Source organism: Aeromonas sp. FDAARGOS 1405 (assembly GCF_019048265.1).
Classification (GTDB): Bacteria; Pseudomonadota; Gammaproteobacteria; order Enterobacterales; family Aeromonadaceae; genus Aeromonas; species Aeromonas veronii_A.
In genome coordinates, this window is record NZ_CP077311.1 from 2,366,328 (window position 1) to 2,391,711 (window position 25,384).

Here is a 25,384-nt window from a genome sequence, read left to right on the forward strand (position 1 = left end):
GGATGTCGAGTCCATTGTTGCAGACCAGCACAAAAAAGTCGCTATAGCGTCATGCGATGATACCGATTGAGAAAACCGGTGCGATAACTGCGCCCGGGCGGCCACATCCACAGGGAGTGGCCGCCTTGAGATGAGTGAAAAAGATCAGAGCAGGGCGTGGATTTCGCTCAGGATCTGTTCGACCCACTGCTCGATGCGCGGATCGGTCTGGTCATACTGATTGGCATCGTCCAGCGCCAGCCCGACGAAGTGACGGCCATCGTCGATCAGTGCCTTGGAGGCATCGAATTCGTACCCTTCGTTGGGCCAGTAGCCCACCAGCTTGACCCCTTTTGGCACCAGCTGATCGTGCAGCATGCCGAGGGCGTCCTGGAACCATTCGCCATAACCGAGCTGATCGCCGAGGCCAAACAGGGCGACGATGCGTCCCTCCAGATGGAGATCGGTGATATCTTCCCAGCGGGACTCCCAGTCCTCCTGCAGTTCGCCAAAATCCCAGGTGGAGATGCCGAGGATCAGGATCTCGTAATCCTCCATCCGGCGCAGGGAGACATCCTTGATATTGTGAATATCCACCAGCTCGGGGCCGATGAGGGCGCGGATCTTCTCGGCAGCCATCTCGGTGTAGCAGGTGGTGGAACCGTAAAACAGACCAATCTTCATCGCTCTACTCTCTGTTGGCGCTTTCTCGCTTGCTTTTGGCGCGTTCTCGCATGCTCGTGTGGGCTGCGCCATGTTGGCAACACGATGGGTAACGTAAGGGGAGGGCGCCAGTCTAGCAGATTGCCATTCGACCTTCACCGCCCGGCAAGGGTCGTGGCAAACGAGCCTTATCTTTCCAATGAAAGTGCCTTGTCTTTCTAAGGAGTTGGCGCGTTACAATGGGCCATCTTTCCCCTGATTGCAGCGCACTATGAGCAAGCCCGACCCACATCCCCTGATTGAACCCTTCCTCGACGCCCTCTGGCTGGAGCGGGGATTGTCTGACAACACGGTCAGCTCCTATCGCAGCGATCTGGAGAAGTTCTCCCTCTGGCTCGACGAGCAGGGGAGCTCGCTGCTGCTGGCGGGGATGGACGAGATCCAGCACTACCTCGCCTGGCGGGTCGATCACCAGTTTGCGGCCAGCAGCACCGCCCGTTTTCTCTCGGCCTTGCGCCGTTTCTATCAGTATCTCAACCGTGAGAAGCTGCGCAGCGATGATCCGACCGTGCTGCTGGAGGGGCCCAAGCTGCCGAAAAAACTCCCCTCCGATTTAAGCGAAACGGAGGTGGATGCGTTGCTGAGTGCGCCGCTGGTGGATGACCCGCTGGAGTTGCGGGACAAGGCAATGCTGGAACTGCTCTACGCTACCGGCTTGCGGGTTTCCGAGCTGGTGGGGCTCACTGCCGAGCATGTCAGTTTGCGTCAGGGTTTGGTGCGGGTGGTCGGCAAGGGCAATAAGGAGCGGCTGGTGCCGATGGGCGAGGAGGCGATGCACTGGCTGGAGCGTTACTACCGCGAGGCCCGCACCCTGCTGCTGGGGGGCACCAGCTCAGATGTGGTGTTTCCCTCCAAGCAGGCCCGTATGATGACCCGCCAGACCTTCTGGCACCGCATCAAGCTTTACGCGCAGCGGGCCGGGATTAACGGCGAGCTATCCCCCCATACCTTGCGCCACGCCTTTGCCACCCATCTGCTCAACCACGGCGCCGACCTGCGGGTTGTGCAGATGCTACTGGGTCACGCGGATCTCTCCACCACCCAGATCTACACCCATGTGGCCAACGAGCGACTCAAGGCGCTGCACGGGGAGCACCACCCCAGAGCTTGAGTGGCTGGCCTCCCAAAAACAAAAAACCGCCAGCAGGCGGTTTTTTTATCTCTACACGACAGGAGATGGCGCTTATTTCCCTTGCTGGGATTTCAGCAGATCACGGATCTCGGTCAGCAGCTCCTGATCCTTGGTCGGGCCTGCCGGGGCGGCGGCTTCCTCTTCCTGCTTTTTCTTGAGGGTGTTGATGGCCTTCAGTCCCATGAAGATGGCGAAAGATATGATCAGAAAGTCGATGATGGTCTGGATGAACTTGCCATAGGCGATGACCACGGCGGGTGTTGTCCCTTCTGCAGCCTTCAGGGTGACCGCCAGGTCGCTGAAGTCCACGCCGCCCAGGATCAGGCCGATGGGCGGCATGATCACGTCACCGACAAAAGAGGAGACAATTTTGCCGAAGGCGGCACCGATGATGATACCGACGGCCATGTCGATGACGTTGCCGCGGGCGGCAAAGGCTTTGAACTCTTGAATCAGACTCATTATTTCCTCCGAAATTAAACAAGATAGCGCGTTGACTACCCTGGCCAAAGGGCGAACTCTTGTCAGGAAAAACAGAGGCTAAGCTGCGTTATTCCTGTCGTCCTGACTAGCTTGCGGGCGTTATGAGTCCTTGGCAATCGGGGGGAACCATTTTTTTGGTACAAAGTGATATTAATTTTTTGATAAGTAGCTGGTTGAATGATGAGCTGTGCTGCTGTAGTTTGCTGGGTCGATTCATTCATACCGCGTGAGTAAACAAGTGAAGTATTTACTACTGGGAATGATGCTTTTGTGCACATTTGCTGCCAGAGCGGGGATGGATACCCAAACCTTGAAACAGACCATTACCGCCCGGTTAGGGGTCTCTGTTTATCTGGTGGAACAGACCCCCATTCCCGGGCTCTATATGCTGGGCACTTCACAAGGGGTGCTCTACAGCGATGCCAAGGGGAACTATGTGGTGCAGGGGGTCATGCTGGATATGACTCATAACATGAAGAACCTCACCATCTCGGGCATGCGCGAGCAGCGTCGACTGGGCTTGTCCCAGGTGACCCATACACCGGTCGTGCTCCAGGCCAGTAATGAGCGTCATCGGGTTGCGCTCTTTTTCGGTGAGCAGGATGCCGCTCGTCGCCAGCTGTCCGGCACGCTGCAACATCTGCAGGCGTCCGGGGTCAGTGTCGAGCTCTACCCCGTGATTGAACATGCAGGACAGGCTTCCCACTGGTGCCAGGATCCCCTGCTACAGAATGATCCCTTCAAAGCCTATTTGCCTCAAACGGCATGTAGTGAGACCCTTATCCAAAATATTGGCCTGAGCCAATGGTTGGGGGTCAAGGTACTGCCGGCCTGGGTCTCCTCCGACGGGGATCTGGTGCGCGGGTATCAGAGCCCCGAACAGCTGCTCAAGATACTGGATCATATTGATGTCCCTGCAAATCCGTCGTCGTCCGCGAGTTGATGATTCCCATCTGCCTGCCACCCTGCATCCCCTGCTCCGCCAAATCTTCGCCAGCCGTGGCGTAGAGGATCCCGCCCTGCTGGAGCGCAGCGCCAGCCAGCTGTTGCCGCCCCAGCGCCTCTATGGCATGGAGCAGGCGGTGCCGCTGCTGGCGGAGGCTCTGACTGCCCAGAAACGGATCCTGATTGTCGGCGACTTCGACTGCGATGGTGCCACCAGTTCGGCCCTGTGTGTGCTGGCCCTGCGCGCCATGGGCGGTCGCCACATCGATTTTCTGGTGCCCAACCGCTTCGAGTTTGGCTACGGCCTTACCCCCGAAATTGTCGAGCTGGCGGTGGCCCGTGGCGCCGAGTTTCTTATCACGGTGGATAACGGCATCTCCAGCATCGCCGGGGTGGCGGCAGCCAAGGCGGCGGGCATGCAGGTACTGGTTACCGATCACCATTTACCGGGTCAGGAGCTGCCTGACGCCGATGCCATCGTCAACCCGAACCAGCATGGTTGCGATTTCCCCTCCAAGTCGCTGGCCGGGGTGGGGGTGGCCTTCTATCTGATGGCGGCCCTCAACACCCATCTGCGTCAGCTCGGCTGGTACGAACGGCAAGGGTTGCGCGCCCCCAATGTGGCGGATTACCTCGATCTGGTGGCCCTAGGCACGGTCGCCGATGTGGTGGCGCTCGATGGCAACAACCGTATTCTGGTCCATCAGGGCTTGCAGCGGATCCGGGCCGGGCGCTGTCGCCCCGGCATTCAGGCGCTGGTGGATGTGTCGGGCCGCGATGGTCGCCGCCTCACCGCCGCCGACCTCGGCTTTGCGCTGGGGCCGCGCCTCAACGCGGTGGGCCGTCTCGATGATATGTCCCTCGGGGTTGCCTGTCTGCTCTGCGATGATCTCAATTTGGCGCGCCAGCTTGCGGCCGAGATGGACAGCCTCAATCAGGAGCGCAAGGAGATCGAGCAGGGGATGCAACAGGAGGCCCTCGCCACTCTGGAGCAGATCCGGTTTCGCGATGGCGAGGTGCCGTCGGGCATAGTGCTGCACCGCAACGAGTGGCATCAGGGGGTGGTGGGGCTGGTGGCCTCCAAGGTGAAGGAGAAGTACTACCGCCCGGTCATTGCCTTTGCCGAGAGCAGCGAGACCGAGCTCAAGGGCTCCGGCCGCTCCATCCCCGGCGTGCACCTGCGCGATGCACTGGAACTGCTCGATACCCGCCATCCGGGGCTGATGGGCAAGTTTGGCGGCCACGCCATGGCGGCGGGGCTGACCCTGCCCAAGGCCAACATCGAGGCGTTCGGTCGGGCCTTTGAGGCAGTCATCAGCGAGCTGGTGACACCGGAGCTCTTGACCGGGGTGCTGCTCACCGATGGCGAGCTGCTGCCGGACGAGCTCACTCTCGAGCTGGCAGAGCTGATTCGCGCCTCCGGCCCCTGGGGTCAGGCCTTCCCCGAGCCGCTGTTTGACGGCGAATTCGTGCTGGTGCAGCAGCGGCTGGTGGGGGAGAAGCACCTCAAGATGATGCTGACAACCGATTCTGGTCACGCGGTGGATGCCATCGCCTTCGGCGTCGATCTCAAGCGCTGGCCCGATGCCTCGGTGAAGCGGGTGCGGCTTGTCTACCGGCTCGATGTCAACGAGTGGCGCGGCAACCGCAGCGTGCAGCTGCTGGTGGAACATCTGGAGGCAGCCGGTCTCTGAGCCGGGAGCATTGCTGCTTTGTCGCTGACATCGCTGACATCGCTGACAACGGCCACCCTCGGGTGGCCGTTTTACTGTGGGCCAGGGGGACTCTACCGCTTTGTTATGTTGGTATTTAATTGCTGGCTTTCTGAGTGATATGGTTTTTTTGTATCGCTTTACGTCATTCAATGCGGTTAAACATTCAAGAAAAAGAGGTGTTGTGATACATTCATCCCTGCATCATTTTGTTGTTTGAACGGGACTGACTCTTTGCTGCCTTCTGGTCGACTGTCGACCTGGACGATTGCCCTCGCTATCGCCAGCCTGCTGTGGTTTGCCGCTTTCGCTGCGGTAGGGGTCACTGCAACACCTCATCAGGCGTCGGTCAGGCAGAAGGTCTCGATGCAGTTGCATGAGCAATCCGATCCGGGATTGGTCAACAGTGTCGGCCTTCCTCCTGCCTCCCAGTGGCGACTCGGCTTCGAGCCGGGGCGGCGACTCGAAGGGGCCACTCATTCCGAGCGCTATCAGATGGTGCTGGCCTGGTTCCAGCACGATATCCTCGGCTTGCTCTGCGGTCTGCTACTGGTTCTCCCTCTTCTCTATGTCAGGCAGCTCCCCGTCTACTTCGGTTATTTGCACCGACGGCTGCTGCGCTGTCGCCACCTGCAATATCGTTTCTGTCACGGCGACTAGCCCACCCTGCTGGCGGGCGCCCATCCACCTTTTCACTCGGTTTGTAACGCTCCTGATTGACTGACGGGCAGGCTGACACCTGCTGCCTGCGCTCTATCGTCCGGTGCTGCGTCCGCGCTTTCTGTTGTTTCGTCCATGCTGCTGGCCATTGGCCAGAGGCAGACTTTCTCTTTGCGCAAACACCTGGTGAGCACACCTATGGACTACTACCTCAACCTGTTTATTCACTCAATCTTTGTCGAAAACCTCGCCCTGGCCTTCTTTCTGGGGATGTGTACCTTTCTGGCCGTCTCGAAGAACATCAACACCGCCTTTGGCCTTGGCATGACGATCCTGGTGGTGATGGTTATCGCCATTCCCCTCAACAACTTGATTTACCGCCATATCTTGCGGGCAGGCAGTACCTTTTTCGGGGAATTCGATCTGGGATTTCTCGATTACATCATCTACATCGGGGTGTTGGCGGCGTTGGTGCAGGTGATGGAGATGCTGCTCGACAAGTACTTCCCAAGCCTCTATCAGGCGCTCGGTATCTATCTGCCGTTGTTGACGGTGCACTGTGCCATCTTCGGCGGGGTGATGTTTATGGCGCAGCGGGATTACGATTTTGTCGAGTCGCTGGTCTACAGCGCAGGCTCCGGGCTTGGTTGGCTGCTGGCCATTGTCGCCATGGCCGGTTTGCGCCAGAAGCTAAAATACGCCGATGTGCCCGAGGGGCTGCGGGGCATTGGTATCACTTTTATCGTGGTGGGGCTGATGTCCCTTGGCTTTATGTCCTTCTCCGGCATATCGATCTGATGAGGAGATGAAAAAACGAGGCGCCTGTGGGCGCCTCGCTGTTTATCGGAGATTGCGGGTGGTCGTTACAGCTCGCGGGCCCAGGGGTGTGCCTTGGGGCGCAGCGCCAGCGCCAGACCCAGCAGCAGCACGGTCAGGCCGTAGAGGGGCCAGCTGCCAAAGCGCATGTAGGGGGTCTCGCCGTGGGCGGGACGCACTTCGCTGCGCAGCACGCCCGCTTCAAACTGCGGGATCTGGCCGATGATGCTGCCATCGATCTCGGTCACGATAGTGATGCCGGTGTTGGTGTCGCGCAGCAGCGGACGAGCCAGCTCCAGTGCGCGCATCCGGGCGATCTCCATATGTTGCCAGGGGCCTATGCTGGTGCCAAACCAGGCATCGTTGGAGACGGTCAGCAGGAAATCGGTATCGGCATTGACGTTGCGGCGCACCTCCTCCGGGAAGATGATCTCGTAGCAGATGGCGGCGGCGAACTTGAGCCCCTTGGCGATCAGATTCGGCTGCACTTCGTCACCCCGGCTGAAAGAGGACATCGGCAGGTTGAAGAAGGGGGCGATGGGGCGCAGCAGATCTTCAAACGGCACGAACTCGCCGATGGGCAGCAGGTGGTACTTGTTGTAACGGTTGGGGTGCCCGTAGAAGTAGGACTCCTTGCCATCCGCATCCTGCACCCCCATGCCGAGTACGGTATTGAAGAATCGTCTTTGCTCGAAATCATAGTGAATGATCCCCGCCAGCAGACCGGTGTTGTTCACCTTCATCGCCTTGTCCAGATTCTCCAGATAGGGCCCCATCTCCTTCTCGATGGCCGGGATGGCCGACTCCGGCCAGATGATGATATCGGCATCCTGATTCTCGCGGCTGAGATCCTGATATTTGCGCACCGTCGGCACTAGCGCCTCCGGATCCCACTTGAGGGACTGGGCGATATTGCCCTGAACCAGCGCCACCTTGACCGGCTCGCCACGGGTGACCCAGCTGAGCTGCATCAGACCGTGGGCACCGGCTACCAGCAGAGCGGGCACTGCCAGCCAGAGCGGGGAGCGGGATTTCCACACCAGCCAGATGGCGGAGGCAGAGAGCAACAGGGCGAGGGTGATGCCCTGCACCCCGAAAATGGGAGCAAAGCCCCTGAGCGGGCTGTCGATCTGGCTGTAGCCAAACCAGAGCCAGGGGAAGCCTGTCATCACCCAGCCACGCAGCCAGTCCGCCAGCAGCCAGAGTGCCGGAAAGGCGAGCAGCCAGCGGCTCCAGTGACGGCTGCCAAAGAAGCGGGCGAAAACCCAGCAGGTGAGCGTCGGGTAGAGCGCCAGATAGGCGGATAGACCGGCCAGCAGTATAAAAGCGACCGGCAGCGGGATGCCGCCAAATTCGGTCATGCTGACGTGGATCCACCACAGGCCTGGTAAAAAGAGCCCCATGGCATAGCCAAAACCGCGCCAGGCGGCCTGCTTTGGCGTGGCTTTGTCCAGCAGGGCGTAGAGGCCAAGCAGGGAGGGGAGCACCAGCGGCCAGTAGCCGAAGGGGGAGAAGGCCAGCACGGCGATGGCGCCAGAGGCCAATGCACTGAGGCTTAACAGAATTTTGGAAGTAACAGGGGATAATCTCACGGGCGATGGTGCTCGTCTTGGTGTGCAACTGGGGTCGAATGGCCGGTATCTTAACCTGTAAGCGGGACAACGGCGAGCCTCGATGCCGGTGGCAGAGAGCACAACGCCCCGAGGTTGGGGCGTTGTTTCACACATTGAGCGGATCTGCTTATTGCGGCTCGGATTGCGCCGCCGCGTGGTGCTCGGGGATCTTCACCTGCAACTGCTGCAGACGACGCCGGTCGGCATGCATCACCTTGAACAGGTAGCCATCCAGCTCAATCTCCTCGCCCTTTTTGGGCAGATGACTGAAGGCGTGCATCACCAGACCACCCACAGTATCCACCTCTTCATCGCTGAACTGGGTGCCGAAGAAGTCGTTGAAATCCTCGATCTCGGTAAGGGCACTGACCGAGAAGACCCGTTTGCTGATGCGGCGGATCTCGTCCGGCTCATCCTCGATGTCATCGAATTCGTCATCTATCTCGCCGACGATAAGCTCGAGAATGTCTTCAATGGTCACCAGACCGGAGACGCCACCAAATTCGTCGACCACGATGGCCATGTGGTAGCGCTCTTCACGGAACTCCTTGAGCAGACGGTCAACCCGTTTGCTCTCGGGCACGATCACCGTGGGGCGCAAGATTTTCTCGAGCTGCAGCGGCTCGCTGGCGTGATGGCCGCCAAACCCGAAGGGAAGCAGATCCTTGGCGAGCAGAATGCCCTCCACATGATCCTTGTCTTCGTTGATCACCGGGAAGCGGGAGTGACCGGACTCGATGATCACCGGCAGAATCGCATCCACCGGTTGGGACTTCTCGATGGTCACCATCTGGGAGCGGGGGATCATGATGTCTCGCACGCGAAGATCGGCGATCTCCAGTACCCCCTCGATCATGTCCTTGGTGTCCTGATCGATGAGGTCGCGCTCCTCGGCATCGGCTATCACGTCTACCAAATCGTTGCGGTCTTTTGGCTCGCCCTGGAAGAGTTGGCTGAGTTTGTCGAGCCAGGTTTTCTTCGGCGAGCCGGTACTAGGGTGATCGTCGGTCATTTTCTCTCTTGGTTACTCGCTTAAACACACTTGAAATTGTTCGGGTTATATAAGGATGGCCATCTGCTGTTTCAAGTCGATGACCATCCGGCGTTTTACTCTTCGTCGTTCAGATAGGGATCGGCAAAACCGAGCTCCTGCATGATGTCGCGCTCAAGCGCTTCCATCTCTTCGGCTTCCTCATCCTCGATATGGTCATAACCTAGCAGATGCAGACTGCCGTGCACAACCATGTGGGCCCAGTGGGCCATGACGGGCTTGCCCTGCTCTTGGGCCTCACGCTCCACCACCTGACGGCAGATCACCAGATCGCCCAGCAGCGGCAGCTCCAGACCGGGTGGCGCCTCGAACGGGAAGGAGAGCACGTTGGTGGGCTTGTCCTTGCCGCGATAGGTGAGGTTGAGCTCGTTGCTCTCCGCCTCGTCGACGATGCGCACCGTCACTTCAGCCTCTTGCTGGAAGCCGAGAATGGTGCCGTCGAGCCAGCCTTGCAGCTGGGCCTCGCTTGGCAGGCCTTCGGTGCTGGCACTGGCCAGTTGCAGATCCAGGGTTACGCTCATTGCTCGCTCTCTTTGCCGATGCTCTCTTTCCCAAAAATGGGGGCTGCTTTTTCCGCTGCCTGTTTGGCATCGAATGCCTCGTAAGCCTGCACGATACGGGCCACCACCGGGTGGCGAACCACGTCTTTGGACTCGAAGAAGTTGAACGACAGACCATCGACCCCTGGCAGTACTTCCAGCGCATGGCGCAGGCCGGATTTGGCATTGCGCGGCAGGTCTACCTGGGTGATGTCACCGGTGACCACCGCCTTGGAGTTGAAGCCGATGCGGGTGAGGAACATCTTCATCTGCTCGGTGGTGGTGTTCTGGGCCTCATCGAGAATGATAAAGGCGTCATTGAGGGTTCTTCCGCGCATATAGGCGAGCGGTGCCACTTCGATGATGTTGCGCTCCATCAGTTTCTCGACCCGCTCAAAGCCCAGCATTTCAAACAGGGCGTCGTATAGCGGGCGCAGGTAAGGGTCGACCTTTTGGGAGAGATCGCCGGGCAGGAAACCAAGCTTCTCGCCCGCTTCCACCGCTGGACGGGTCAGCAGAATGCGGCGAATTTCCTGACGCTCCAGTGCATCCACTGCCGCCGCCACCGCCAGATAGGTCTTGCCTGTTCCTGCAGGGCCTATGCCGAAACAGATATCGTGGCGCACGATGTTGGCGATGTACTGGGCCTGATTGGGGCTGCGTGGCTTGATGAGACCGCGCTTGGTCTTGACTGTCACCTCTTTGCCATAGGGGATGCTCGGCGCCGGTTCCTCATCCTGTTCCAGCACCCGAGACTCCTGAATGGCCAGATGGACCATGTCGGGGGTGATGTCGGTCACCTTGCCGCCTTTGAGGGGCTGGGTTTCCACATAGAGGTGCTTGAGGATAACGGCAGCGGCATCCAGTTGGGCTGGTTTGCCCACCAGCTGGAAGTGGTTGTCACGGTAGCTGATCTCGACGCCGAGGCGGCGCTCCAGCTGCTTGATGTTGTCATCGAACGGACCGCACAGACTGGCGAGACGCTGGTTGTCGGCAGGATCCAGATGCAGATTCAGGGTCGAGATGTGTCGGCTCACAATATCCTCGTATCGGGGCGCTCCCCATCCGCCAAGCGGATAGGGAGGGAAAATTAATGGGGAGTGAAGGCAGCTACACCCAGCTCGTCCGGCACATTGTCTGGGCGACGGGCCAGGATCTCGCTCGGGGCGGTGGCGATGCGCAGGTTCATCTCGTTCTCGCCGCGGATGAATTTGCCGCGCAGGGAGTTGGGACGTACTTCGGTGATCTCCACGTCGGCAAAGCCGCCGATCAGGGTGTGCGGACCTTCGAAGTTGACCACCCGGTTGTTCTCGGTGCGGCCGCACAACTGCATCGGGTCGAGCTTGGAGGGCCCTTCCACCAGAATACGCTGGGTAGTGCCCAGCATAGCGCGGCCAATCTGCATCGCCTGGTTGTTGATGACGTGCTGCAGGCGGCTCAGACGGGCTTTCTTCACCTCCATGTCGACGTCATCGGGCAGGTCGGCGGCAGGGGTTCCGGGGCGTGGGCTATAGATGAAGCTGAAGCTCATGTCGAAGTTGATCTCTTCGATGAGTTTCATGGTTGCCTCGAAATCCTCATCCGTCTCGTTCGGGAAGCCGACGATGAAGTCCGAACTGATGGTGATGTCGGGACGGGCGGCGCGCAGGCGACGGATCTTGGACTTGTACTCCAGCACGGTGTGCGGGCGCTTCATCATGGTAAGAATGCGGTCGGAGCCGCTCTGCACCGGCAGGTGAAGGAAGCTGACCACTTCCGGGGTGTCCTTGTAGACCTCGATGATGTCGTCGGTGAACTCGATGGGGTGACTGGTGGTGTAGCGAATGCGATCGATGCCGTCGATGGCGGCCACCAGCCGCAGAAGCTCGGCGAAGGTGCAGATGCCACCGTCGAAGGTCGAGCCCCGGTAGGCGTTGACGTTCTGGCCGAGCAGGTTTACTTCGCGTACGCCCTGTTGGGCTAGCTGGGCGATCTCATAGAGCACGTCGTCCAGCGGTCGGCTTACCTCCTCGCCGCGGGTGTAGGGCACCACGCAGAAGGAGCAGTATTTGGAACAGCCTTCCATGATGGACACGAAGGCGGTCGCCCCTTCGGCGCGCGGCTCGGGCAGGCTGTCGAATTTTTCGATCTCGGGGAAGGCGACGTCAACCTGGGCGCCGCGCCCTTCCTGTACCTGCTTGATCATGGTGGGCAGGCGATGCAGGGTTTGCGGGCCGAACACGATGTCCACATAGGGGGCACGAGTGCGGATGTTGTCCCCCTCCTGGGAGGCGACGCAGCCGCCCACGCCGATCACCAGACCGGGTTTGTTTGCCTTGAGCTTTTTCCAGCGACCCAGCTGGTGAAACACCTTCTCCTGCGCTTTTTCGCGGATGGAGCAGGTATTGAGCAGCAAAACGTCTGCCTCTTCGGGCTCTTCGGTAAGCGTGTAGCCATTGCTGGCATCCAACAGGTCGGCCATTTTGGACGAGTCGTACTCGTTCATCTGGCAACCCCAGGTTTTAATGTGAAGTTTTTTGCTCATTGCTTCTCTTGACTTGTTTTGAATGCGGCATGGTCAAAGGACCGCGCATTTTACTCCGCAATCGTGAGACTGCCTAGCGAATATCCAATTTGCCCCCTTTTCCCAGAGGGGTGATTGCATGCGGGGAAAATCGGCTTTCTCCTTGATTTGACGCAGCAATTCTCAAATCCCTTCACTGTTTATCCCGTTCCCTTGCGCTATCATGCAGCCATCCGGTTCACGTCCGGGCGCTGTCGCCGGACGCACCCTTTCAGGAATCAATCTATGGAACAGTGTGATATCGCCATCGTCGGCGCCGGTATGGTGGGCGCAGCTACCGCCAGCCTGCTGGCGGCCCAAGGCCTCTCTGTGCGGGTCATCGAAACCAAACTGCCAGAGCAATACGCGCCAGAGCAGCCGCTGGATCTGCGGGTTTCCGCCATCAGTCAGGCTTCGGTGGCGCTGCTGGAGCAGGCTGGAGCCTGGCAACATCTGCAGCAGATGCGGCTCTGCCCCTATCGCCGGCTGGAGACCTGGGAGCTGGACGGTTTTGCCACCCGCTTCAATTCCGCCGATCTTGGCCTGCCCCAGCTTGGCTACATCATCGAAAACCGGCTGGTGCAGCTCGCCCTGCTCAAGCGGATGGAGGATTTTCCCACCATCCAGACCCACACTCCGGCGGTGGTGACCAGCCTGCGCCAGGATGCGGATGAAGCTGTGTTGACTCTGGATGATGGCACCGAGCTGGCCGCCCGCTGGGTGCTGGCTTGCGACGGTGCCGAATCCCATACCCGCAAGCTGGCGGGTATTGGCGTATCGCGCTTCGAGTATCGCCAGCACTGCATGCTGATCAATATCGACACCGACTTCGCGCAGGAAGATATCACCTGGCAGCAGTTCACCCCGAGTGGTCCGCGTGCCTTCCTGCCGCTGCCCGGCCAGCACGGCTCTCTGGTGTGGTATGACTGCCCGGCCCGTATCCGGGCGCTGGTTGCCATGAGCAACGAAGGGCTTGCCGCCGAGGTGCGCCGCCACTTCCCGAGCCGGCTCGGCGGGTTTACCGTCACCGGCAAGGGGAGCTTCCCGCTGGTGCGCCGTCACGCCAACGACTATCACGCCGGTCGGGTGGTGCTGCTCGGCGATGCCGCCCACACCATCAACCCGCTGGCGGGGCAGGGGGTCAACCTCGGCTTCAAGGATGTAGCCTGCTGGGTCGATCTGCTGCAAGGGGCTGGCGCTGACTGGCATCAGCTGGCGCTGGCCGAGCGTTACGAGCGGCGCCGTCGTCCCGACAACCTGTTGATGCAGTCGGGGATGGATCTCTTCTATGGGGTTTTCAGCAACGAGATTGGCCCTCTCAAGCTGGCCCGCAATCTGGTCCTCAATCTGGCGGACAAGGCAGGCCCGCTCAAGGAGATGGCGCTACGCTATGCGCTGGGGCTGGTTTGACCGGTTGGAACCAGATATCACGGGCTGAATTTGCGAAGGAGCAAAGGTGATGAACAAGGCACTGCTGGTGATCGATTTTATCAACGATATTGCCCATCCCGACGGGCGCATCGCCGCCTCGGCGGCCCATGTGCTGGAGCAGGATGCCATTGGCCACGCCAATCAGGCGCTGGCCCATGCCCGTGCCCACGGTTGGCTGGTGGTGCTGATCAAGGTGGGCTTCGACGACGGCTATCAGCTGCAACCCAAGGGGTCTCCCATGTTTGGTCGAGCTAACCAGCTGGGGGCGCTCTCCCTGGCTGACAGTGGCACCGATTTTCACCCGGAGCTGGATGTGCAGCCCGGCGATCTGGTGCTGGTCAAGCCCAGAGTGAGCCCCTTCTATGGCACGGCGCTGGAGCCTGCGCTGCGGGCCAACCACATCAATCACCTCTATCTATGCGGGGTGAGCACCAGCTGGGCCATTCAGGCGGCGGCACGGGATGGCCATGACAGGGACTACGCCATCACCATTCTGGAGGATGCCTGCGCCGCCGCCGATGCCACCGAACACCACTCCTCGCTGCGGATGCTGGGTCGCATCGCCGAGATCATCAAGGTTGCCCAGCTGGCCTGAAGCCCACCGCAGGCTGCGCCCGATCACCGTTTTGAGATTTAATTTGCTGCTCCCTGTCGGGCCGCAGTGCTTTTGGGCAACATGATGATTGGGCAAGAGAGTGCTCACATGGATAACAACAGGGATGAATAGATGCGTTATCAGGGACGGATCGCGAGCTGGAACGAGGCGCGCGGCTTTGGATTTATTACGCCGGAACAAAATGGCGATGAGCAGGCATCTCATGGCGTGCGTGGTGGGCTCTTTGTGCATATCACTGCGCTGCAATCTGATGGCCGCTTGCCCGAGCCGGGAGAGCGGGTCACTTATCTGATCGGCATTGGTCAGGATGGCAAGCCGCGGGCGCTGCAGGTTTTTTTCCCCGATCGCCCGCTCACGTTGGCTGATGCAGGGCTGTCGGCCGCGTCATTTTCTGCATCATCATCAGCAGCAAGGTCAGCAACACCATCGGCAACTCCATCATGGCGGGCGGCAAGCCAGCCGCCACGATCCACTGCGACCAGAGAGCGACGTAAGCCCTATCGGCGCCGCAAGAGCAGTTGGCGCGGCAAACTTATTCCCCTGCTGGTGCTCGCTGGCCTTTTTTCTATCTACTCACGCTTCTCGGCCGAGTCGATTGCGCCCTTGCCGGTCTCCTCTTTCAATCAGGAGGAGGCCAGCACCACGGTCAGCAGGCCACAGGCAACCACATTTATTCGTCAGTGTGATGGCCGGCAGCATTGTTCCCAGATGACATCCTGCGAGGAGGCGACTTGGTTTTTGCAACATTGCCCGAACACCAAAATGGACGGAGAGGGCGATGGCATCCCCTGTGAAGATCAGTGGTGTGGGCATTAAATGTTACTTATCAGTCAAATACATTCATAACGTGCTTTTGCTATCTGGTTCGGGGTTATTGGCCTGAAACCTTGCCGGATGGTGTGCATGATGAAATTTGGTCTCAGTTGGCCAAGTGGAAATTGGGTGCTTTACTCTATCTGCTGACTTAATAGTTAATAGATGGCGATACGCCACTTTTGCCACAGGATGGCCATCATGGTGGATGATATACAGAGGCCGCGAAGTCACTTTGCCGAGCGAGCTCATTATCTGGCTGCGCTGCTGGATTCGCTGGAAGACCAGATATCGGTGATAGACCGGGATGGCGTGATTCATTACACCAATCTCGCTTGGGATCTGTTTGCCGAGCAAAACGGCATGCCCCAAGGGTATGACTGGCTCGGGGTTAACTACATCGGGGTGTGTGACAGCTCTGACGAGCCGCTGGCGCGCAGCGCCGTGGAGGGGATCCGCCTAGTGCTGCGTCGTGTTCAGGAGAAGTTCTATCTGGAGTACCCTTGCCACAGCCCCGATACCCAGCGCTGGTTTATGATGAGGGTGGCGCCAGTGATCGGCGTCGATGACGAATTTTATGCCATTGCTCATATCAATATCACTGAGCGCAAACGGCTTGAACTGGAAGTCGCCAACCTCTCCCAGCATGATCCCCTGACCGGACTGGCCAACCGGCGGTTGTTCAACAGCTTCCTGCACAACGAGTGGCGCCGCAGCGTGCGCGAGCATACCCCCCTCTCCCTCATTATGCTGGATCTCGATAACTTCAAGGCGTGCAATGACCATCTTGGCCATCAGATGGGGGATGGCTCCCTCCAACTGGTGGGCCATCTGTTGCAATCCTTTTGCCAGCGTCCGGCCGATCTGCCCTGCCGCTTTGGTGGTGACGAGTTTGCTCTGATCCTCGGTAATACCAACAGAGAGGCTGCACAACGGATTGGCGAGGAGATCCGCCAGGCCATCCACGATCTCGACATCGTGGTGGCGGACAATATCCAGCTCAGCGCCAGCATTGGCATTGCCACCTACACGGCAGAGCAACCGCTGGAGGGGGAAGGGGAGTTGCTGGCTGCGGCCGATGCGGCGCTCTATAGCGCCAAGGAGGCGGGTAAGAACCGTAGTTATTGCACCAACTGTTGAGCCTGACCGCAGCTTTTGTTGTTAATGCGCCCCCTTCCGGGGGCGCACTGTTTTGGCTGGGTATTGAACAAACCCATAGCCGCTGCCATCAGCGCTCGGGCGTGGCCGAGATCGGCGTGGGGTGCGTGGCGATCACCAGCTTGACGAAACTGTCGCGGATGGGGTCGGCAAAGAGGGGATTCCATACCAGACTGACCTCCCACTCGGAATTGGGGCCGGAGAGAGGATAGAGGGTGACGTCAGGGCTGGCGATAAAGCTGACGCTGCGCGGCAGGATGGCGTTGCCGATCCCGGCGGCGACCAGCGCTACCAGGGTCTGGATATCTTCGGCCTCCTGGATCATCCCGGTCAGCCGGTTGGCGCCGAGAAAACCGGCGATCTGCTGGCTGAGGCCGGGGCAGCGGTGGCCCACCATCTGCAGCAGCGGTTGGCTGGTCAACGCCTGCTGGAGATCAAACGCAGCCGGATCTGGCTGGGTCATCCGGGTTGGCACCGCCAGCACCAGCCGGTCGATCAGCAACCTGTGCTCGCGTAACTGCGGCAGCTCGGGGCGGCGCATAAAGCCAAGCTGGAGTTGACCGGAGAGCAGTTGCTCCTGCTGGATAGCGGAAGGCATGTCCTGCAGATGCACCATCACATCGGGCACCTGCTGCTTGAAGCGGGCGACCAGCGAGGGGGCCAGCGCAAAGCTCGATAGACCAAAGCCAATCTTGAGCCGACCGGCTACTCCGCTCGCCACCGCCAGCGCATGGCTCTCGAACTCCCGCCCGTGTTCGACCAGCGCACTCGCCTGGGTCAGCAGCTGGGCGCCGACGGCGGTCAGTTCGGCGCCGTGACGACCGCGATTGAACAGGGTGCTGCCGAGGGTCTGCTCCAGTCCCTGGATCTGCTTGGTGAGGGCGGGCTGGGTAATGAAGAGGCGATTGGCCGCTTCCCGGTAGTTGGCGGTCTCGGCCAGCATCACGAACGCCTGCAGTTGTTTGAGGTCGAATTTCATTCCATTTGATTATCGAAAGTGGCCATTTGCTCATTATAAATTATCTAAACGCCCTGTTCTAATGGCGCTGAAAGGGGAGCCGAGTCCCCTCCGACCTGGAACAAGGAGTCATATCATGTCTACCCAACGCTATCTCTTTTTGATCAAGGGCTCTCTGGTGCTGGCCCAACCGCTGGCTGCGCCTGAAACGGGGGAGCTGCTTGCCAGCCTGCTGCAACAGGGGTTTGTGGTCGGCCCGCTGCAGGTGTGGGCTGGCAGCGCCGAACAGGCGCTCGCCTGTTATGAACGTGCCGCCCAGCAGCAGGCTTTTACCGATGCGCTGCAGGGCGCTGAGCCTGAGCTTACGGGAGTATCGGCATGACTACCGGCATGAGTCGCGAACCGGGCGTTTGTACAAGCGGCACCAAAACCGTGGCGGTCGCCGCCCTGCTGCTCGATATGGATGGCACCCTGGTCTGCTCGACCGACGATGTGGAGCAGGTATGGCGGATCTGGTGTCGTGACCATCAGCTCGATCCCGAGCCGGTGCTGGCGATGTGCCACGGCATGCGCTCGCGGGAGGTGATCCGGGCGCTGGCCTTGCAACTGGATGTGGAGCGGGAGGCGGCGCGGCTCGACGAGCTGGAGATGCTGCATACCGGCGGCGATGCCATCGCCGGATGTGGCGAGTTGCTGCGCCGCTTGCCGCCACAGCGTTGGGCGGTGGTGACCTCCGCCAGTGAGCGGGTTGCCCGTCACCGCCTGCATTGTGCCGGTTTGCCGCTGCCCAACCTGCTGGTGGGGGCCGAAGCTGTGGTCAATGGCAAACCCGATCCCGCGCCCTATCTGCTGGGGGCTGAACGGCTTGGTGTCTCGCCCGCTGGTTGTCTGGTGTTCGAGGATGCCCCGGCCGGTATCGAGAGCGCCCTGAACGCAGGCTGCACCGTGGTACAGGTGGGGGGCGATGCGCCGTTCAATCCGGCGGTGGTGGCGGTGATCCGCGACTGGCGCGAGGTGAAGGTGGAGATCGGAGAGACATCTCTGCTGGTGACGTTGCCTGCTTGAGCGATGGAGAGAGCACATTGCAGCCACAGCCTGCCGCAATAAAAACGCCCCCGATCTGCGGGGGCGTTTTGCTATCTGGCCGTTATTTGAAAACGCGGAAACGGGTGGCATCGTCGATGAAGGTCTTGTCGCCGGCCGGTTGCTGGATGCTGCCAAAGGGCATCTGGGCACGCAGCAGCCAGCTGGCTGGCAGGTTCCACTCCTTGCGTACCGCCTCGTCGATGAGGGGGTTGTAGTGTTGCAGGGAGGCGCCGATCTTCTCCTGGGCCAGGGTGGTCCAGACCGCAAACTGGGCGATGCCGGTGGCATGTTCCGACCAGATGGGGAAGTTGTCTGCATAGAGGGCAAACTTTTGCTGCAGATCCTTGATGACGTCGGTGTCTTCGAAGAACAGCACAGTGCCGAAACCTGCGCGGAAGCTGCCATCCACCTTGGCCTCACTCTGGGCGTAGGCCTCCGGCGGCACGATCTTTTTCAGCTCGGCTTTGACGATATCCCACAGCTTATGGTGCTGGGCGCCAAACAGGATGACGGCGCGGGAGCTCTGGGAATTGAAGGAGGAGGGGCTGTGCCTGATGGCATCCTGGATCAGGGCCGTCAGTTGTTCCGGTGTATGGGACACCTGGCTGCCCAGGGCATAGATGGTACGACGTGCTTTGATCTGTTCGATAAACGGACTGCTCATAACATCTCCTTGTTCTGCTTGGCGTTGCAGCCGGTGATGGACGGTGTGTCCAGCGCCGGCCGCGTCAGGTATAGACTATAACACCCGCAATGCAGAGCGGGGTTAACCCGGGGTAACTAGCGTTTTTCCTGTCAGTTGATATTCGTTTGCGAACCTTGATGTTTTGTTAGTATTGGAAATGTCATTAAAGGGGCGTTGAAGTGATATTAATCAATGATTCACTCTCCTTTCTCTCGCACAATCCCGCTATGTTTTCCCCTGTTCGGATGTCATGTGAGCCGCTCGTATCTCAACAAGCGTTACTATGTGCTGGCCCCCCTCTCCGCACTGCTTGGCTTGTTGATCCTGATCGTGACGATCATCATGGCCATTGCCAGCTATCTGCGGGATATCGACATGACGGTATCCGGCTTCGGTCACATGGCTTCCTCCGTTGAGGCGTCCTTGATCCACGAGATGGTGAAGGTCAATGAGCGGCAACTGGCAGTGCTGGAGGGCTCCCTAGACAAGGAGAAGATAGCCCGCGGCGAGCCGGCCGACTCTCCCATCTGGGCTATTGCCCATCAGATCAAGCCCGGCAACCACTATATCTACTTTTACAACCTGAAAGCGGATCGCATCGACAGTTACCCGGAGTGGCTCGCGCCCCCAGGTTATAAGGCAGCGCTGCGCCCCTGGTATCAGGTGACCGCCATGCCGGGCGACGAGCCCGTCTGGTTTGGCCCCTACCCTGAATACAATACTCAGGAGCTGATTCTCAGCCTGATCAAACGGGTGAGGGATGAGCAGGGGCAGTTGCTGGGTCTGCTGATGGTTGACATGTCATTCGACTCGCTGCAGCAGGCGCTGCAGCGCACGGTTGGTAGTAATCAGGCGGCACTCTATCTGACCTTGCGTGACACTGATCAGCTGGTAGTAGGCAGCAATATGGATCTGCTGGCGGCCAACACCATCAAGCAGCATCAGAATCAGCAGTGGCTCGGCCTGGATGTGCTGTGGCATGGGACGTATATCAAGCGCGAGCTGGCGGATATTGGTTGGGATCTCAACATCTATCTGCCGCCAGTACTGTTTCGTGACAGCCTCTACGATGCGTTGCAGATGGTGGTTTTTCCACTGCTCTCTCTGTTTGCCATCTGGTGTTGCAGCCTGAGTCTGCTGGTGCGGATCTTCCGCCAGGAGCAGGAGCTGGTGTCGGGCTCATTGACCGGCATCGTGCGCGATCTGGAGCGTTCAGCGCCTGTCAGTGAGCCCAAGACCTGGTTCGTGCGGCGTAGCCTGAACGAGATCGATCAGGTCAGGGCCAGTTTTCTCAAGGGGCAGGATGCGCTGTTGCGGGATCCCCTGACCGGTATCATGAACCGACGAGCCTTCGAGCAGCACAAGGCGGCACTGGAGCAGAGGGGGGCGTGCTTCTGGCTGCTGCTGTTTGATGTCGATCACTTCAAGGGGATCAACGACAGCCAGGGCCATGCCTTCGGCGATCAGGTGCTGTGTCGGGTGGCCAACTGTCTTGCTGATGTGCTGGGGGTGAGTACGGTTTACCGGATAGGTGGGGATGAATTTGCCGCTCTGCTGCAACAGCCACAGGATGAGTTGGCGGAGAAACTCGGTTGTCTGCTTGAACTGGTGCGTCAGCAACAGTGGCGTGAACACCATGGGCCGATCACCCTGAGTGCCGGCGGCGCCTGCCATTCTCCTGCCGCCGGCCCTATCTTCGAGCGGGCTGATGCTGCCCTCTACCGCAGCAAGGAGGCTGGCCGGAACTGCTGGCATCTGGCTGAAGGGGTGGCAGGGGCCCTTGACTGACAGCTTTTGTCCCAGCGCGCTGACTATTCGACAGGACGCGGCTGCCAGGTTATCGGTCACTTTGTCGTGACTGTCTGGTTCAATGTTAATTTTCACGTTTTAATTCAATAGGTTGATTCTACTCTTCCTGTGTTGGCTGTGACTGTACTGCCATCGACTGTCGCATCCCTGTTTTCTGTTGGCTGGCGAACCTGATAGCTCTTTGTATAGTGCTGCTGATTATTAATCAGGTTTGACAGGAGTATCCATGGATATGAGTACGCGTGGCATCGGTGCTCTGGCTCTGTTGGGGGCGTTATTGCTGGGCAGCACTGCGGCCCACGGTTCGGAAACTCTCAACACCATTCTTGGTGGCGGGGCGGGCGGGGTGGCGGGCTCCATGATCGGCAAGGAGTTGGGGGGAGATACCGGTGCGCTGGTAGGTGCGGCCATTGGCGGCGCAGCCGGTGGTGCGGCGACGGCCAACAAGGGCAACAAGAATGAAGCGGCCCTTGGCGGCGCGGTGGGGGCGCTGGGTGGTGCCGCCATCGGAAAGAGTGTCGGTGGCGATACCGGTCAGCTGATCGGCGCCGGGGTCGGCGGGGCGAGTGGTTCGGCCATCGGTGCCAAGACCGGCGATGGCCACAAGAGCCAGGATCGCTATTACGATGATGACGATGATCATCACCATCACAAGCACCACAAGAAGTACAAAAAGCATAAGAAGCACAGATGGCACGACGACGATTGATGTGCGCTGAGTGAGTGCGAAAGATGCAAAACGGGGCCTGTTGGCCCCGTTGTGCATTGTGTGGTGACTCGTTCGTGCGGTTACACCAGCCGGTGCTGGCGGCGACCGGCGGCAAAGGCGTTGATGTTGTCGATCAGCTGGTCGGCCAGTCGCTGCATCGACTCTTCGCTGGCCCAGGCCACATGGGGGGTCAGAATGAAGTGAGGGTATTGCAGCGCCTTCATCAAGGGATGGTCGGTGGGCGGGGGTTCGACGCTCGCTACATCGAAACCGGCGCCACCTAGGCGGCCGTTGGCCAGCGCTTGCAGCAGCGCCTCCTCATCCACCAGCCCACCGCGGCCGACGTTGATCAGCAGGGCGCCCGGTTTCATCAGATCCAGCTCCCGCTCGCCAATCAGGTTGCGGGTGTAGGGGGTGAGCGGGCAGTGCAGGCTGATCACATCCGAACTTTGCAGCAACTCGTCGAGGGGCAAGCGATCCTCGTCGTGACTGGCGCCGACCTGGCTCTGGGCGTAACGCACTGTCATCCCCATCCCTTTGGCCCGCTCGCCGAGCGCCTGTCCGAGCGTCCCTTTGCCGATGATGCCAAGCTGTTTGCCGTGCAGATCCATGATGTTGTGGTCGAAGAAGCAGAACTGGCCGCTCTGTTGCCAGCGCCCCTCCAGCAGCGACTGGCGCCAGCAGAAGAGGTTGCGCGACAGGGCCAGCATCAGCGCCATGGCGTGCTCTGGCACCGAGGGGCCCGAGTAGTTGCGGATATTGCACACCCCAACGTTGGCGGCGCGGCACGCCTCCAGATCCACGTTGTCGCTGCCGGTGGCGGCGAGCGCTATGAGTTTGAGCTCCGGTAGCTGGGCCAGCTCGGCGGCGCCGATCCGTACTTTGTTGATGATGGCAATACTGGCATCTTTCAGCCGCTCGACTACCTGTTCCGGGGCCGTGCTGGGATAACTCTGCCAGTGGTGGGGGAAGTCGGGATGACGCAGGGTGATGCCCGCATCCAGGGTATCGCTGTCGAGAAATACGATTTGCTGCATGGTCCTTCCTGCCATTTTTCCGGTGTCGAGGGATCATGATGCCAAACAGGATACAGTCATTGCCAGCTCGCCGCTGTGTCATGACTGGGCTTTATCCGGCAGATGTGAGCTTGCGCGCTTTATTGCGCCACGCTAGCGGCCGGTTTAGAGCCAGCCCAGATGGTTGAGCCAGCCCTGAATGCGGGTGGGGGTCTCCTCCAGCTCCATCAGGGCGTAGGGGCGATAGTTGAGCTTGTTGCTGCGCCGGCTCTCGCTTTTGCGGGCCTCGGCGGCCAGCAGTGGCCAGCGGCCGCCATCCTCCTGATAGAGGTCCAGGGTGGGGATGGCCGCCTGAGCCACCTGTTTGGCCAGGGTCTGGTTGCTCTGCTGATTGGGGAAGAAGCCATCGAGCAGCACCAGCGCGTCGGGGGCGGGCAACTGTTCGCTGGCGATGAGGTTGGCAGTCCAGGCGGCGCCGGTACCTTGCGCCAGGATCAGCTTGAAGCCCCCCTCCTGCAGCTTGGCATCGGCCAGCTTGCTGATCCGCTCGGCAAACTGCTTGCGAAACTCATCGCTGTTTTTCGCTTTTTTCTCGGCGGCTGGGTCCAGTTCGGTCTGCTGGGGGGAGGGCAGCAGCAGCAGGGTATCAAAGCCCAGTCGGCTGAGGGCGCGAGTCAGTTGCCAGAGTTGGCCGCTGCGCTGCCAGTCGGGCAGTAAAATGGCGAGCCCCAGATAGTTTTCACTGTCGTGTTTGGCGAACAGCACCGTCTGCTTGTCGATCTGGGTAGCATCGGGCAACCCTTTCCAGTCGCTTGCTTGCCAGTGATCGAGGGGGAGTGGCTCCGCGATGGGCGGTGCAACGTCGCTCGCCTGCGCTACATGGCCAGCCAGCAAGGTCAATAACAGCAGTGATAAGGATAATCTGGCCATAGTGTGCTCCCCCGGTTATCTGGGTTAGCGGCGGCGGCGGGATTTTCTGAAGGCGGGCGGTGTGATGGCAACTCGGAGGCAATAAAAAAGCGAGCCGGTGGCTCGCTTTTTTGTAATCAATTCAAAGCGGTCAATTAGTTGACGCGACGCTTGAATTCGCCGGTGCGGGTATCGATTTCGATCTTGTCACCGATCTCTACGAAAGCGGCAACAGCCAGCTCGTAGGTAGTGCCTTTCAGACGGGCAGGCTTGGTCACTTTACCGGAGGTGTCGCCACGGGCAGCCGGCTCGGTGTACTCAACTTCACGCACGATGGTGGTCGGCAGTTCTACGGAGATGGCTTTCTCGTTGTAGAAAGTCACTTCGCAGATGTCTTCCATGCCGTCTACCAGGTAGTTCAGCACGTCACCCAGGTTGTCTTTCTCTACGTCGTACTGGTTGTACTCGGTGTCCATAAAGACATACAGGGGGTCGGAGAAGTAGGAGTAGGTGCACTCTTTACGTTCCAGCTGAACAACGTCCAGCTTGTCGTCGGCCTTGAAGACGGTCTCGGTAGCGCTGCCGTTCAGCAGGCCCTTCAGCTTCATTTTGACCACGGCGGAGTTACGGCCGGATTTGTTGAATTCAGCCTTTTGAACCACCATCGGCTCGGTGCCGATCATGACTACGTTACCAGCGCGGATTTCCTGTGCGGTTTTCATGTAAAAAATTCCTGTTCGTGAAACGGACGGATAAAAACTGCCAGATTATATACGGCTTTCTAAAAATTTCACCAACCGTGTGACGAGATCCCCATCCCGGAGCAACTTCTGTGACCAGCTTCGCCCATGTTGCTGCCAAATGGCGCTATATCGTGGCCATTGGGTCCAAAGTTCGCGGCAATCTTCACCACGGTTGAGAGCCAGATTAAAGCGGCGCAGCCATTGGCCGCACTCGGCGGGTAGATCGGATAAGTAGTGGTCAAGGAACTGCTCCAGCTTGACCAGATGGGCCTCCTCCTCCTGTTGGTAGATGTGCCAGAGGAAAGGACGTGCTGCCCACTGGGCCCGCACGAAGGAGTCCTCCCCGCGCACCAGATTGAGATCGCAGCTCCACAGCAGTCGATCGTAACCGGCCTGATCGGTCATCGGCAGCAGCTTGATGGTGAGGTTGCCCGAGTGGAGCAGATCCCCCGCCCTGGCGGTGGTGATGGTATCTTCAAGGCTCGCGCCGCGCAGCACATCTTGCAGCGAGCGCCCCAGCGGCAGCAGCAGGGTGACGGGCGTGGTGCTCTGGCACCAGCTCTCGACCAGGCTTTGCAGTGCATCGCTCTCGTAGGTAAAGAGGCTGACCCGCAGCTCGTGCTCTTGTCTGGGCGGCAAACCGAGGCTGGCCCAGTAGGCGGTAAGTCCCGCATCATCTTGCTGCCACCGCTCCTGTTCGGCGATGAGGTCGTGCTCGCACAAAAGGCCGCCGGTTTTAGCGGTAAAGCCTGGGAAGAAGAAGTATTTGTTGAGGCTTTTATTGCCAACCCGCTGGGGCGAGGCGAGGCCGTGGCAATCCTCTACCCAGCTCTCCGCCGAGAGGTACTCCAGATTGATCCAGCATGGGGGGCTGGGTTGGCTCGCCATCAGCTCTATGAAGAGGTTGGGCAGCTCGCAGGCAAAAGCCTCGATCACCACTCTGGCCGGGGTCATGTCGGTCGGCAGGGTCTCATGCCAGTGCTGGATATAGATGCCATCGACCCACTGGCCATCCTGCGCTGGGTCGAGCTTGGGGCAGATGCGGGCGAAACTTTCCAGATCGTCCACCCAAAGCCGCACCTGAACCTCATTGCCATGTGCCGCAATATTCCCCTCCCGCTTTAACTGGCGGGCAAGTCGCCAGGTGACGCCGATGTCACCGAAGTTGTCGACGACGCAACAGAAGATGTCCCAGTCAAACGGGGGCAGGGGAGTGGTCATGGCTTGGGATCCCAGATGCAAAAAAACCGGTGCGC

At 59.7% G+C, this 25,384-nt stretch carries 26 protein-coding genes; 13 read left to right on the forward strand and 13 right to left on the reverse strand.

Annotated features, from left to right (window positions below; genetic code table 11):
* Positions 1-144 precede the first annotated feature (144 nt).
* The gene (fldB, locus tag I6L35_RS11240; protein ID WP_042082737.1) at positions 145-663 is read right to left on the reverse strand and encodes a flavodoxin FldB; all 519 of its coding nucleotides are present in this window, start codon (positions 661-663) and stop codon (positions 145-147) included.
* A 250-nt stretch (positions 664-913) separates the two neighbouring features.
* Between fldB and xerD the strand changes: the two genes are divergently transcribed.
* Complete coding sequence (xerD, locus tag I6L35_RS11245; RefSeq protein ID WP_042061134.1) at positions 914-1,813, forward strand: site-specific tyrosine recombinase XerD; 900 nt, start codon at positions 914-916, stop codon at positions 1,811-1,813.
* A 72-nt stretch (positions 1,814-1,885) separates the two neighbouring features.
* Here xerD and mscL read toward each other — a convergent pair whose 3' ends face one another.
* Entirely contained in the window at positions 1,886-2,296 is a 411-nt protein-coding gene (gene mscL, locus I6L35_RS11250) for a large-conductance mechanosensitive channel protein MscL (RefSeq protein ID WP_042054731.1), read from the reverse strand.
* Positions 2,297-2,612: 316 nt separating this feature from the next.
* On the opposite strand from mscL, the gene I6L35_RS11255 reads away from it, so the two are divergent.
* The 4 genes from I6L35_RS11255 to nqrE all read left to right on the forward strand — a co-directional run bounded on the left by I6L35_RS11255 (position 2,613) and on the right by nqrE (position 6,432).
* Entirely contained in the window at positions 2,613-3,260 is a 648-nt protein-coding gene (locus I6L35_RS11255; protein WP_216978179.1) for a disulfide isomerase DsbC N-terminal domain-containing protein, read from the forward strand.
* Positions 3,226-4,956, forward strand: a complete 1,731-nt coding sequence (gene recJ / locus I6L35_RS11260; protein ID WP_216978180.1) for a single-stranded-DNA-specific exonuclease RecJ — start codon at positions 3,226-3,228, stop codon at positions 4,954-4,956. The genes I6L35_RS11255 and recJ overlap by 35 nt, the downstream gene beginning before the upstream one ends.
* A gap of 252 nt (positions 4,957-5,208) precedes the next feature.
* Positions 5,209-5,634, forward strand: a complete 426-nt coding sequence (locus I6L35_RS11265; protein ID WP_254204434.1) for a hypothetical protein — start codon at positions 5,209-5,211, stop codon at positions 5,632-5,634.
* Positions 5,635-5,832: 198 nt separating this feature from the next.
* A complete protein-coding gene (gene nqrE, locus I6L35_RS11270; protein ID WP_216978181.1) occupies positions 5,833-6,432 on the forward strand; it encodes an NADH:ubiquinone reductase (Na(+)-transporting) subunit E in 600 nt (199 codons plus the stop codon).
* A gap of 65 nt (positions 6,433-6,497) precedes the next feature.
* On the opposite strand, the gene lnt is transcribed toward nqrE, so the two are convergent.
* The 5 genes from lnt to miaB all read right to left on the reverse strand — a co-directional run bounded on the left by lnt (position 6,498) and on the right by miaB (position 12,177).
* Positions 6,498-8,042, reverse strand: a complete 1,545-nt coding sequence (lnt, locus tag I6L35_RS11275) for an apolipoprotein N-acyltransferase (RefSeq protein WP_216978182.1) — start codon at positions 8,040-8,042, stop codon at positions 6,498-6,500.
* A gap of 148 nt (positions 8,043-8,190) precedes the next feature.
* The gene (gene corC, locus I6L35_RS11280; RefSeq protein ID WP_203118663.1) at positions 8,191-9,075 is read right to left on the reverse strand and encodes a CNNM family magnesium/cobalt transport protein CorC; all 885 of its coding nucleotides are present in this window, start codon (positions 9,073-9,075) and stop codon (positions 8,191-8,193) included.
* 95 nt (positions 9,076-9,170) lie between these two features.
* Positions 9,171-9,635, reverse strand: coding sequence for an rRNA maturation RNase YbeY (gene ybeY / locus I6L35_RS11285; RefSeq protein ID WP_216978183.1), 465 nt, complete (start codon positions 9,633-9,635; stop codon positions 9,171-9,173).
* Positions 9,632-10,690, reverse strand: a complete 1,059-nt coding sequence (locus I6L35_RS11290) for a PhoH family protein (RefSeq protein WP_216978184.1) — start codon at positions 10,688-10,690, stop codon at positions 9,632-9,634. The genes ybeY and I6L35_RS11290 overlap by 4 nt, the downstream gene beginning before the upstream one ends.
* A 53-nt stretch (positions 10,691-10,743) precedes the next feature.
* Positions 10,744-12,177 carry a tRNA (N6-isopentenyl adenosine(37)-C2)-methylthiotransferase MiaB gene (gene miaB, locus I6L35_RS11295; protein WP_005348044.1) on the reverse strand — a complete coding sequence of 478 codons (1,434 nt, stop codon included), beginning with the start codon at positions 12,175-12,177 and terminating at the stop codon, positions 10,744-10,746.
* A 264-nt stretch (positions 12,178-12,441) separates the two neighbouring features.
* On the opposite strand from miaB, the gene I6L35_RS11300 reads away from it, so the two are divergent.
* The 4 genes from I6L35_RS11300 to I6L35_RS11315 all read left to right on the forward strand — a co-directional run bounded on the left by I6L35_RS11300 (position 12,442) and on the right by I6L35_RS11315 (position 16,195).
* Positions 12,442-13,605, forward strand: coding sequence for an FAD-dependent monooxygenase (locus tag I6L35_RS11300; RefSeq protein WP_216978185.1), 1,164 nt, complete (start codon positions 12,442-12,444; stop codon positions 13,603-13,605).
* 49 nt (positions 13,606-13,654) lie between these two features.
* Complete coding sequence (locus I6L35_RS11305) at positions 13,655-14,221, forward strand: cysteine hydrolase family protein (protein WP_216978186.1); 567 nt, start codon at positions 13,655-13,657, stop codon at positions 14,219-14,221.
* Between the two features lie 132 nt (positions 14,222-14,353).
* Positions 14,354-15,058, forward strand: coding sequence for an excalibur calcium-binding domain-containing protein (locus I6L35_RS11310; protein ID WP_216978187.1), 705 nt, complete (start codon positions 14,354-14,356; stop codon positions 15,056-15,058).
* 198 nt (positions 15,059-15,256) lie between these two features.
* On the forward strand, positions 15,257-16,195 hold the full coding sequence (locus tag I6L35_RS11315; RefSeq protein WP_216978188.1) for a sensor domain-containing diguanylate cyclase: 939 nt from the start codon (positions 15,257-15,259) through the stop codon (positions 16,193-16,195).
* 88 nt (positions 16,196-16,283) lie between these two features.
* On the opposite strand, the gene I6L35_RS11320 is transcribed toward I6L35_RS11315, so the two are convergent.
* Positions 16,284-17,192, reverse strand: coding sequence for a LysR family transcriptional regulator (locus I6L35_RS11320; protein WP_216978189.1), 909 nt, complete (start codon positions 17,190-17,192; stop codon positions 16,284-16,286).
* A 115-nt stretch (positions 17,193-17,307) separates the two neighbouring features.
* Between I6L35_RS11320 and I6L35_RS11325 the strand changes: the two genes are divergently transcribed.
* Positions 17,308-17,553 (forward strand): hypothetical protein, encoded by a 246-nt coding sequence (locus I6L35_RS11325; RefSeq protein ID WP_203975233.1) that lies wholly within the window; start codon positions 17,308-17,310, stop codon positions 17,551-17,553.
* 8 nt (positions 17,554-17,561) lie between these two features.
* Positions 17,562-18,236, forward strand: coding sequence for an HAD-IA family hydrolase (locus I6L35_RS11330; RefSeq protein WP_216980275.1), 675 nt, complete (start codon positions 17,562-17,564; stop codon positions 18,234-18,236).
* A gap of 82 nt (positions 18,237-18,318) precedes the next feature.
* Here I6L35_RS11330 and I6L35_RS11335 read toward each other — a convergent pair whose 3' ends face one another.
* Positions 18,319-18,921 carry a nitroreductase family protein gene (locus I6L35_RS11335; protein ID WP_216953036.1) on the reverse strand — a complete coding sequence of 201 codons (603 nt, stop codon included), beginning with the start codon at positions 18,919-18,921 and terminating at the stop codon, positions 18,319-18,321.
* Positions 18,922-19,194: 273 nt separating this feature from the next.
* On the opposite strand from I6L35_RS11335, the gene I6L35_RS11340 reads away from it, so the two are divergent.
* Complete coding sequence (locus I6L35_RS11340; protein ID WP_216978190.1) at positions 19,195-20,730, forward strand: sensor domain-containing diguanylate cyclase; 1,536 nt, start codon at positions 19,195-19,197, stop codon at positions 20,728-20,730.
* Between the two features lie 247 nt (positions 20,731-20,977).
* On the forward strand, positions 20,978-21,460 hold the full coding sequence (locus I6L35_RS11345; protein ID WP_216978191.1) for a YMGG-like glycine zipper-containing protein: 483 nt from the start codon (positions 20,978-20,980) through the stop codon (positions 21,458-21,460).
* An 80-nt stretch (positions 21,461-21,540) separates the two neighbouring features.
* On the opposite strand, the gene I6L35_RS11350 is transcribed toward I6L35_RS11345, so the two are convergent.
* The 4 genes from I6L35_RS11350 to earP form a co-directional block, all read right to left on the reverse strand.
* Positions 21,541-22,497 (reverse strand): D-2-hydroxyacid dehydrogenase, encoded by a 957-nt coding sequence (locus I6L35_RS11350; RefSeq protein WP_216978192.1) that lies wholly within the window; start codon positions 22,495-22,497, stop codon positions 21,541-21,543.
* Between the two features lie 144 nt (positions 22,498-22,641).
* Complete coding sequence (locus tag I6L35_RS11355; RefSeq protein WP_216978193.1) at positions 22,642-23,406, reverse strand: DUF3530 family protein; 765 nt, start codon at positions 23,404-23,406, stop codon at positions 22,642-22,644.
* A gap of 134 nt (positions 23,407-23,540) precedes the next feature.
* Entirely contained in the window at positions 23,541-24,107 is a 567-nt protein-coding gene (efp, locus tag I6L35_RS11360) for an elongation factor P (RefSeq protein WP_005362323.1), read from the reverse strand.
* A gap of 45 nt (positions 24,108-24,152) precedes the next feature.
* Positions 24,153-25,349, reverse strand: a complete 1,197-nt coding sequence (gene earP / locus I6L35_RS11365; RefSeq protein ID WP_216978194.1) for an elongation factor P maturation arginine rhamnosyltransferase EarP — start codon at positions 25,347-25,349, stop codon at positions 24,153-24,155.
* Positions 25,350-25,384 lie beyond the last annotated feature (35 nt).

Bases quoted from the DNA above. Each gene is read 5' to 3' on its own strand.
- I6L35_RS11300 (WP_216978185.1), top strand. From the start codon at position 12,442: ATGGAACAGTGTGATATCGCCATCGTCGGCGCCGGTATGGTGGGCGCA.
- recJ (WP_216978180.1), top strand. From the start codon at position 3,226: ATGTCCCTGCAAATCCGTCGTCGTCCGCGAGTTGATGATTCCCATCTG.
- I6L35_RS11335 (WP_216953036.1), bottom strand. From the start codon at position 18,921: ATGAGCAGTCCGTTTATCGAACAGATCAAAGCACGTCGTACCATCTAT.
- I6L35_RS11350 (WP_216978192.1), bottom strand. From the start codon at position 22,497: ATGCAGCAAATCGTATTTCTCGACAGCGATACCCTGGATGCGGGCATC.
- xerD (WP_042061134.1), top strand. From the start codon at position 914: ATGAGCAAGCCCGACCCACATCCCCTGATTGAACCCTTCCTCGACGCC.
- I6L35_RS11305 (WP_216978186.1), top strand. From the start codon at position 13,655: ATGAACAAGGCACTGCTGGTGATCGATTTTATCAACGATATTGCCCAT.
- nqrE (WP_216978181.1), top strand. From the start codon at position 5,833: ATGGACTACTACCTCAACCTGTTTATTCACTCAATCTTTGTCGAAAAC.
- I6L35_RS11310 (WP_216978187.1), top strand. From the start codon at position 14,354: ATGCGTTATCAGGGACGGATCGCGAGCTGGAACGAGGCGCGCGGCTTT.
- I6L35_RS11355 (WP_216978193.1), bottom strand. From the start codon at position 23,406: ATGGCCAGATTATCCTTATCACTGCTGTTATTGACCTTGCTGGCTGGC.
- earP (WP_216978194.1), bottom strand. From the start codon at position 25,349: ATGACCACTCCCCTGCCCCCGTTTGACTGGGACATCTTCTGTTGCGTC.
- I6L35_RS11255 (WP_216978179.1), top strand. From the start codon at position 2,613: ATGGATACCCAAACCTTGAAACAGACCATTACCGCCCGGTTAGGGGTC.
- I6L35_RS11345 (WP_216978191.1), top strand. From the start codon at position 20,978: ATGGATATGAGTACGCGTGGCATCGGTGCTCTGGCTCTGTTGGGGGCG.
- I6L35_RS11320 (WP_216978189.1), bottom strand. From the start codon at position 17,192: ATGAAATTCGACCTCAAACAACTGCAGGCGTTCGTGATGCTGGCCGAG.
- mscL (WP_042054731.1), bottom strand. From the start codon at position 2,296: ATGAGTCTGATTCAAGAGTTCAAAGCCTTTGCCGCCCGCGGCAACGTC.
- fldB (WP_042082737.1), bottom strand. From the start codon at position 663: ATGAAGATTGGTCTGTTTTACGGTTCCACCACCTGCTACACCGAGATG.
- efp (WP_005362323.1), bottom strand. From the start codon at position 24,107: ATGAAAACCGCACAGGAAATCCGCGCTGGTAACGTAGTCATGATCGGC.
- corC (WP_203118663.1), bottom strand. From the start codon at position 9,075: ATGACCGACGATCACCCTAGTACCGGCTCGCCGAAGAAAACCTGGCTC.
- I6L35_RS11315 (WP_216978188.1), top strand. From the start codon at position 15,257: ATGGTGGATGATATACAGAGGCCGCGAAGTCACTTTGCCGAGCGAGCT.
- ybeY (WP_216978183.1), bottom strand. From the start codon at position 9,635: ATGAGCGTAACCCTGGATCTGCAACTGGCCAGTGCCAGCACCGAAGGC.
- I6L35_RS11325 (WP_203975233.1), top strand. From the start codon at position 17,308: ATGTCTACCCAACGCTATCTCTTTTTGATCAAGGGCTCTCTGGTGCTG.
- miaB (WP_005348044.1), bottom strand. From the start codon at position 12,177: ATGAGCAAAAAACTTCACATTAAAACCTGGGGTTGCCAGATGAACGAG.
- I6L35_RS11330 (WP_216980275.1), top strand. From the start codon at position 17,562: ATGAGTCGCGAACCGGGCGTTTGTACAAGCGGCACCAAAACCGTGGCG.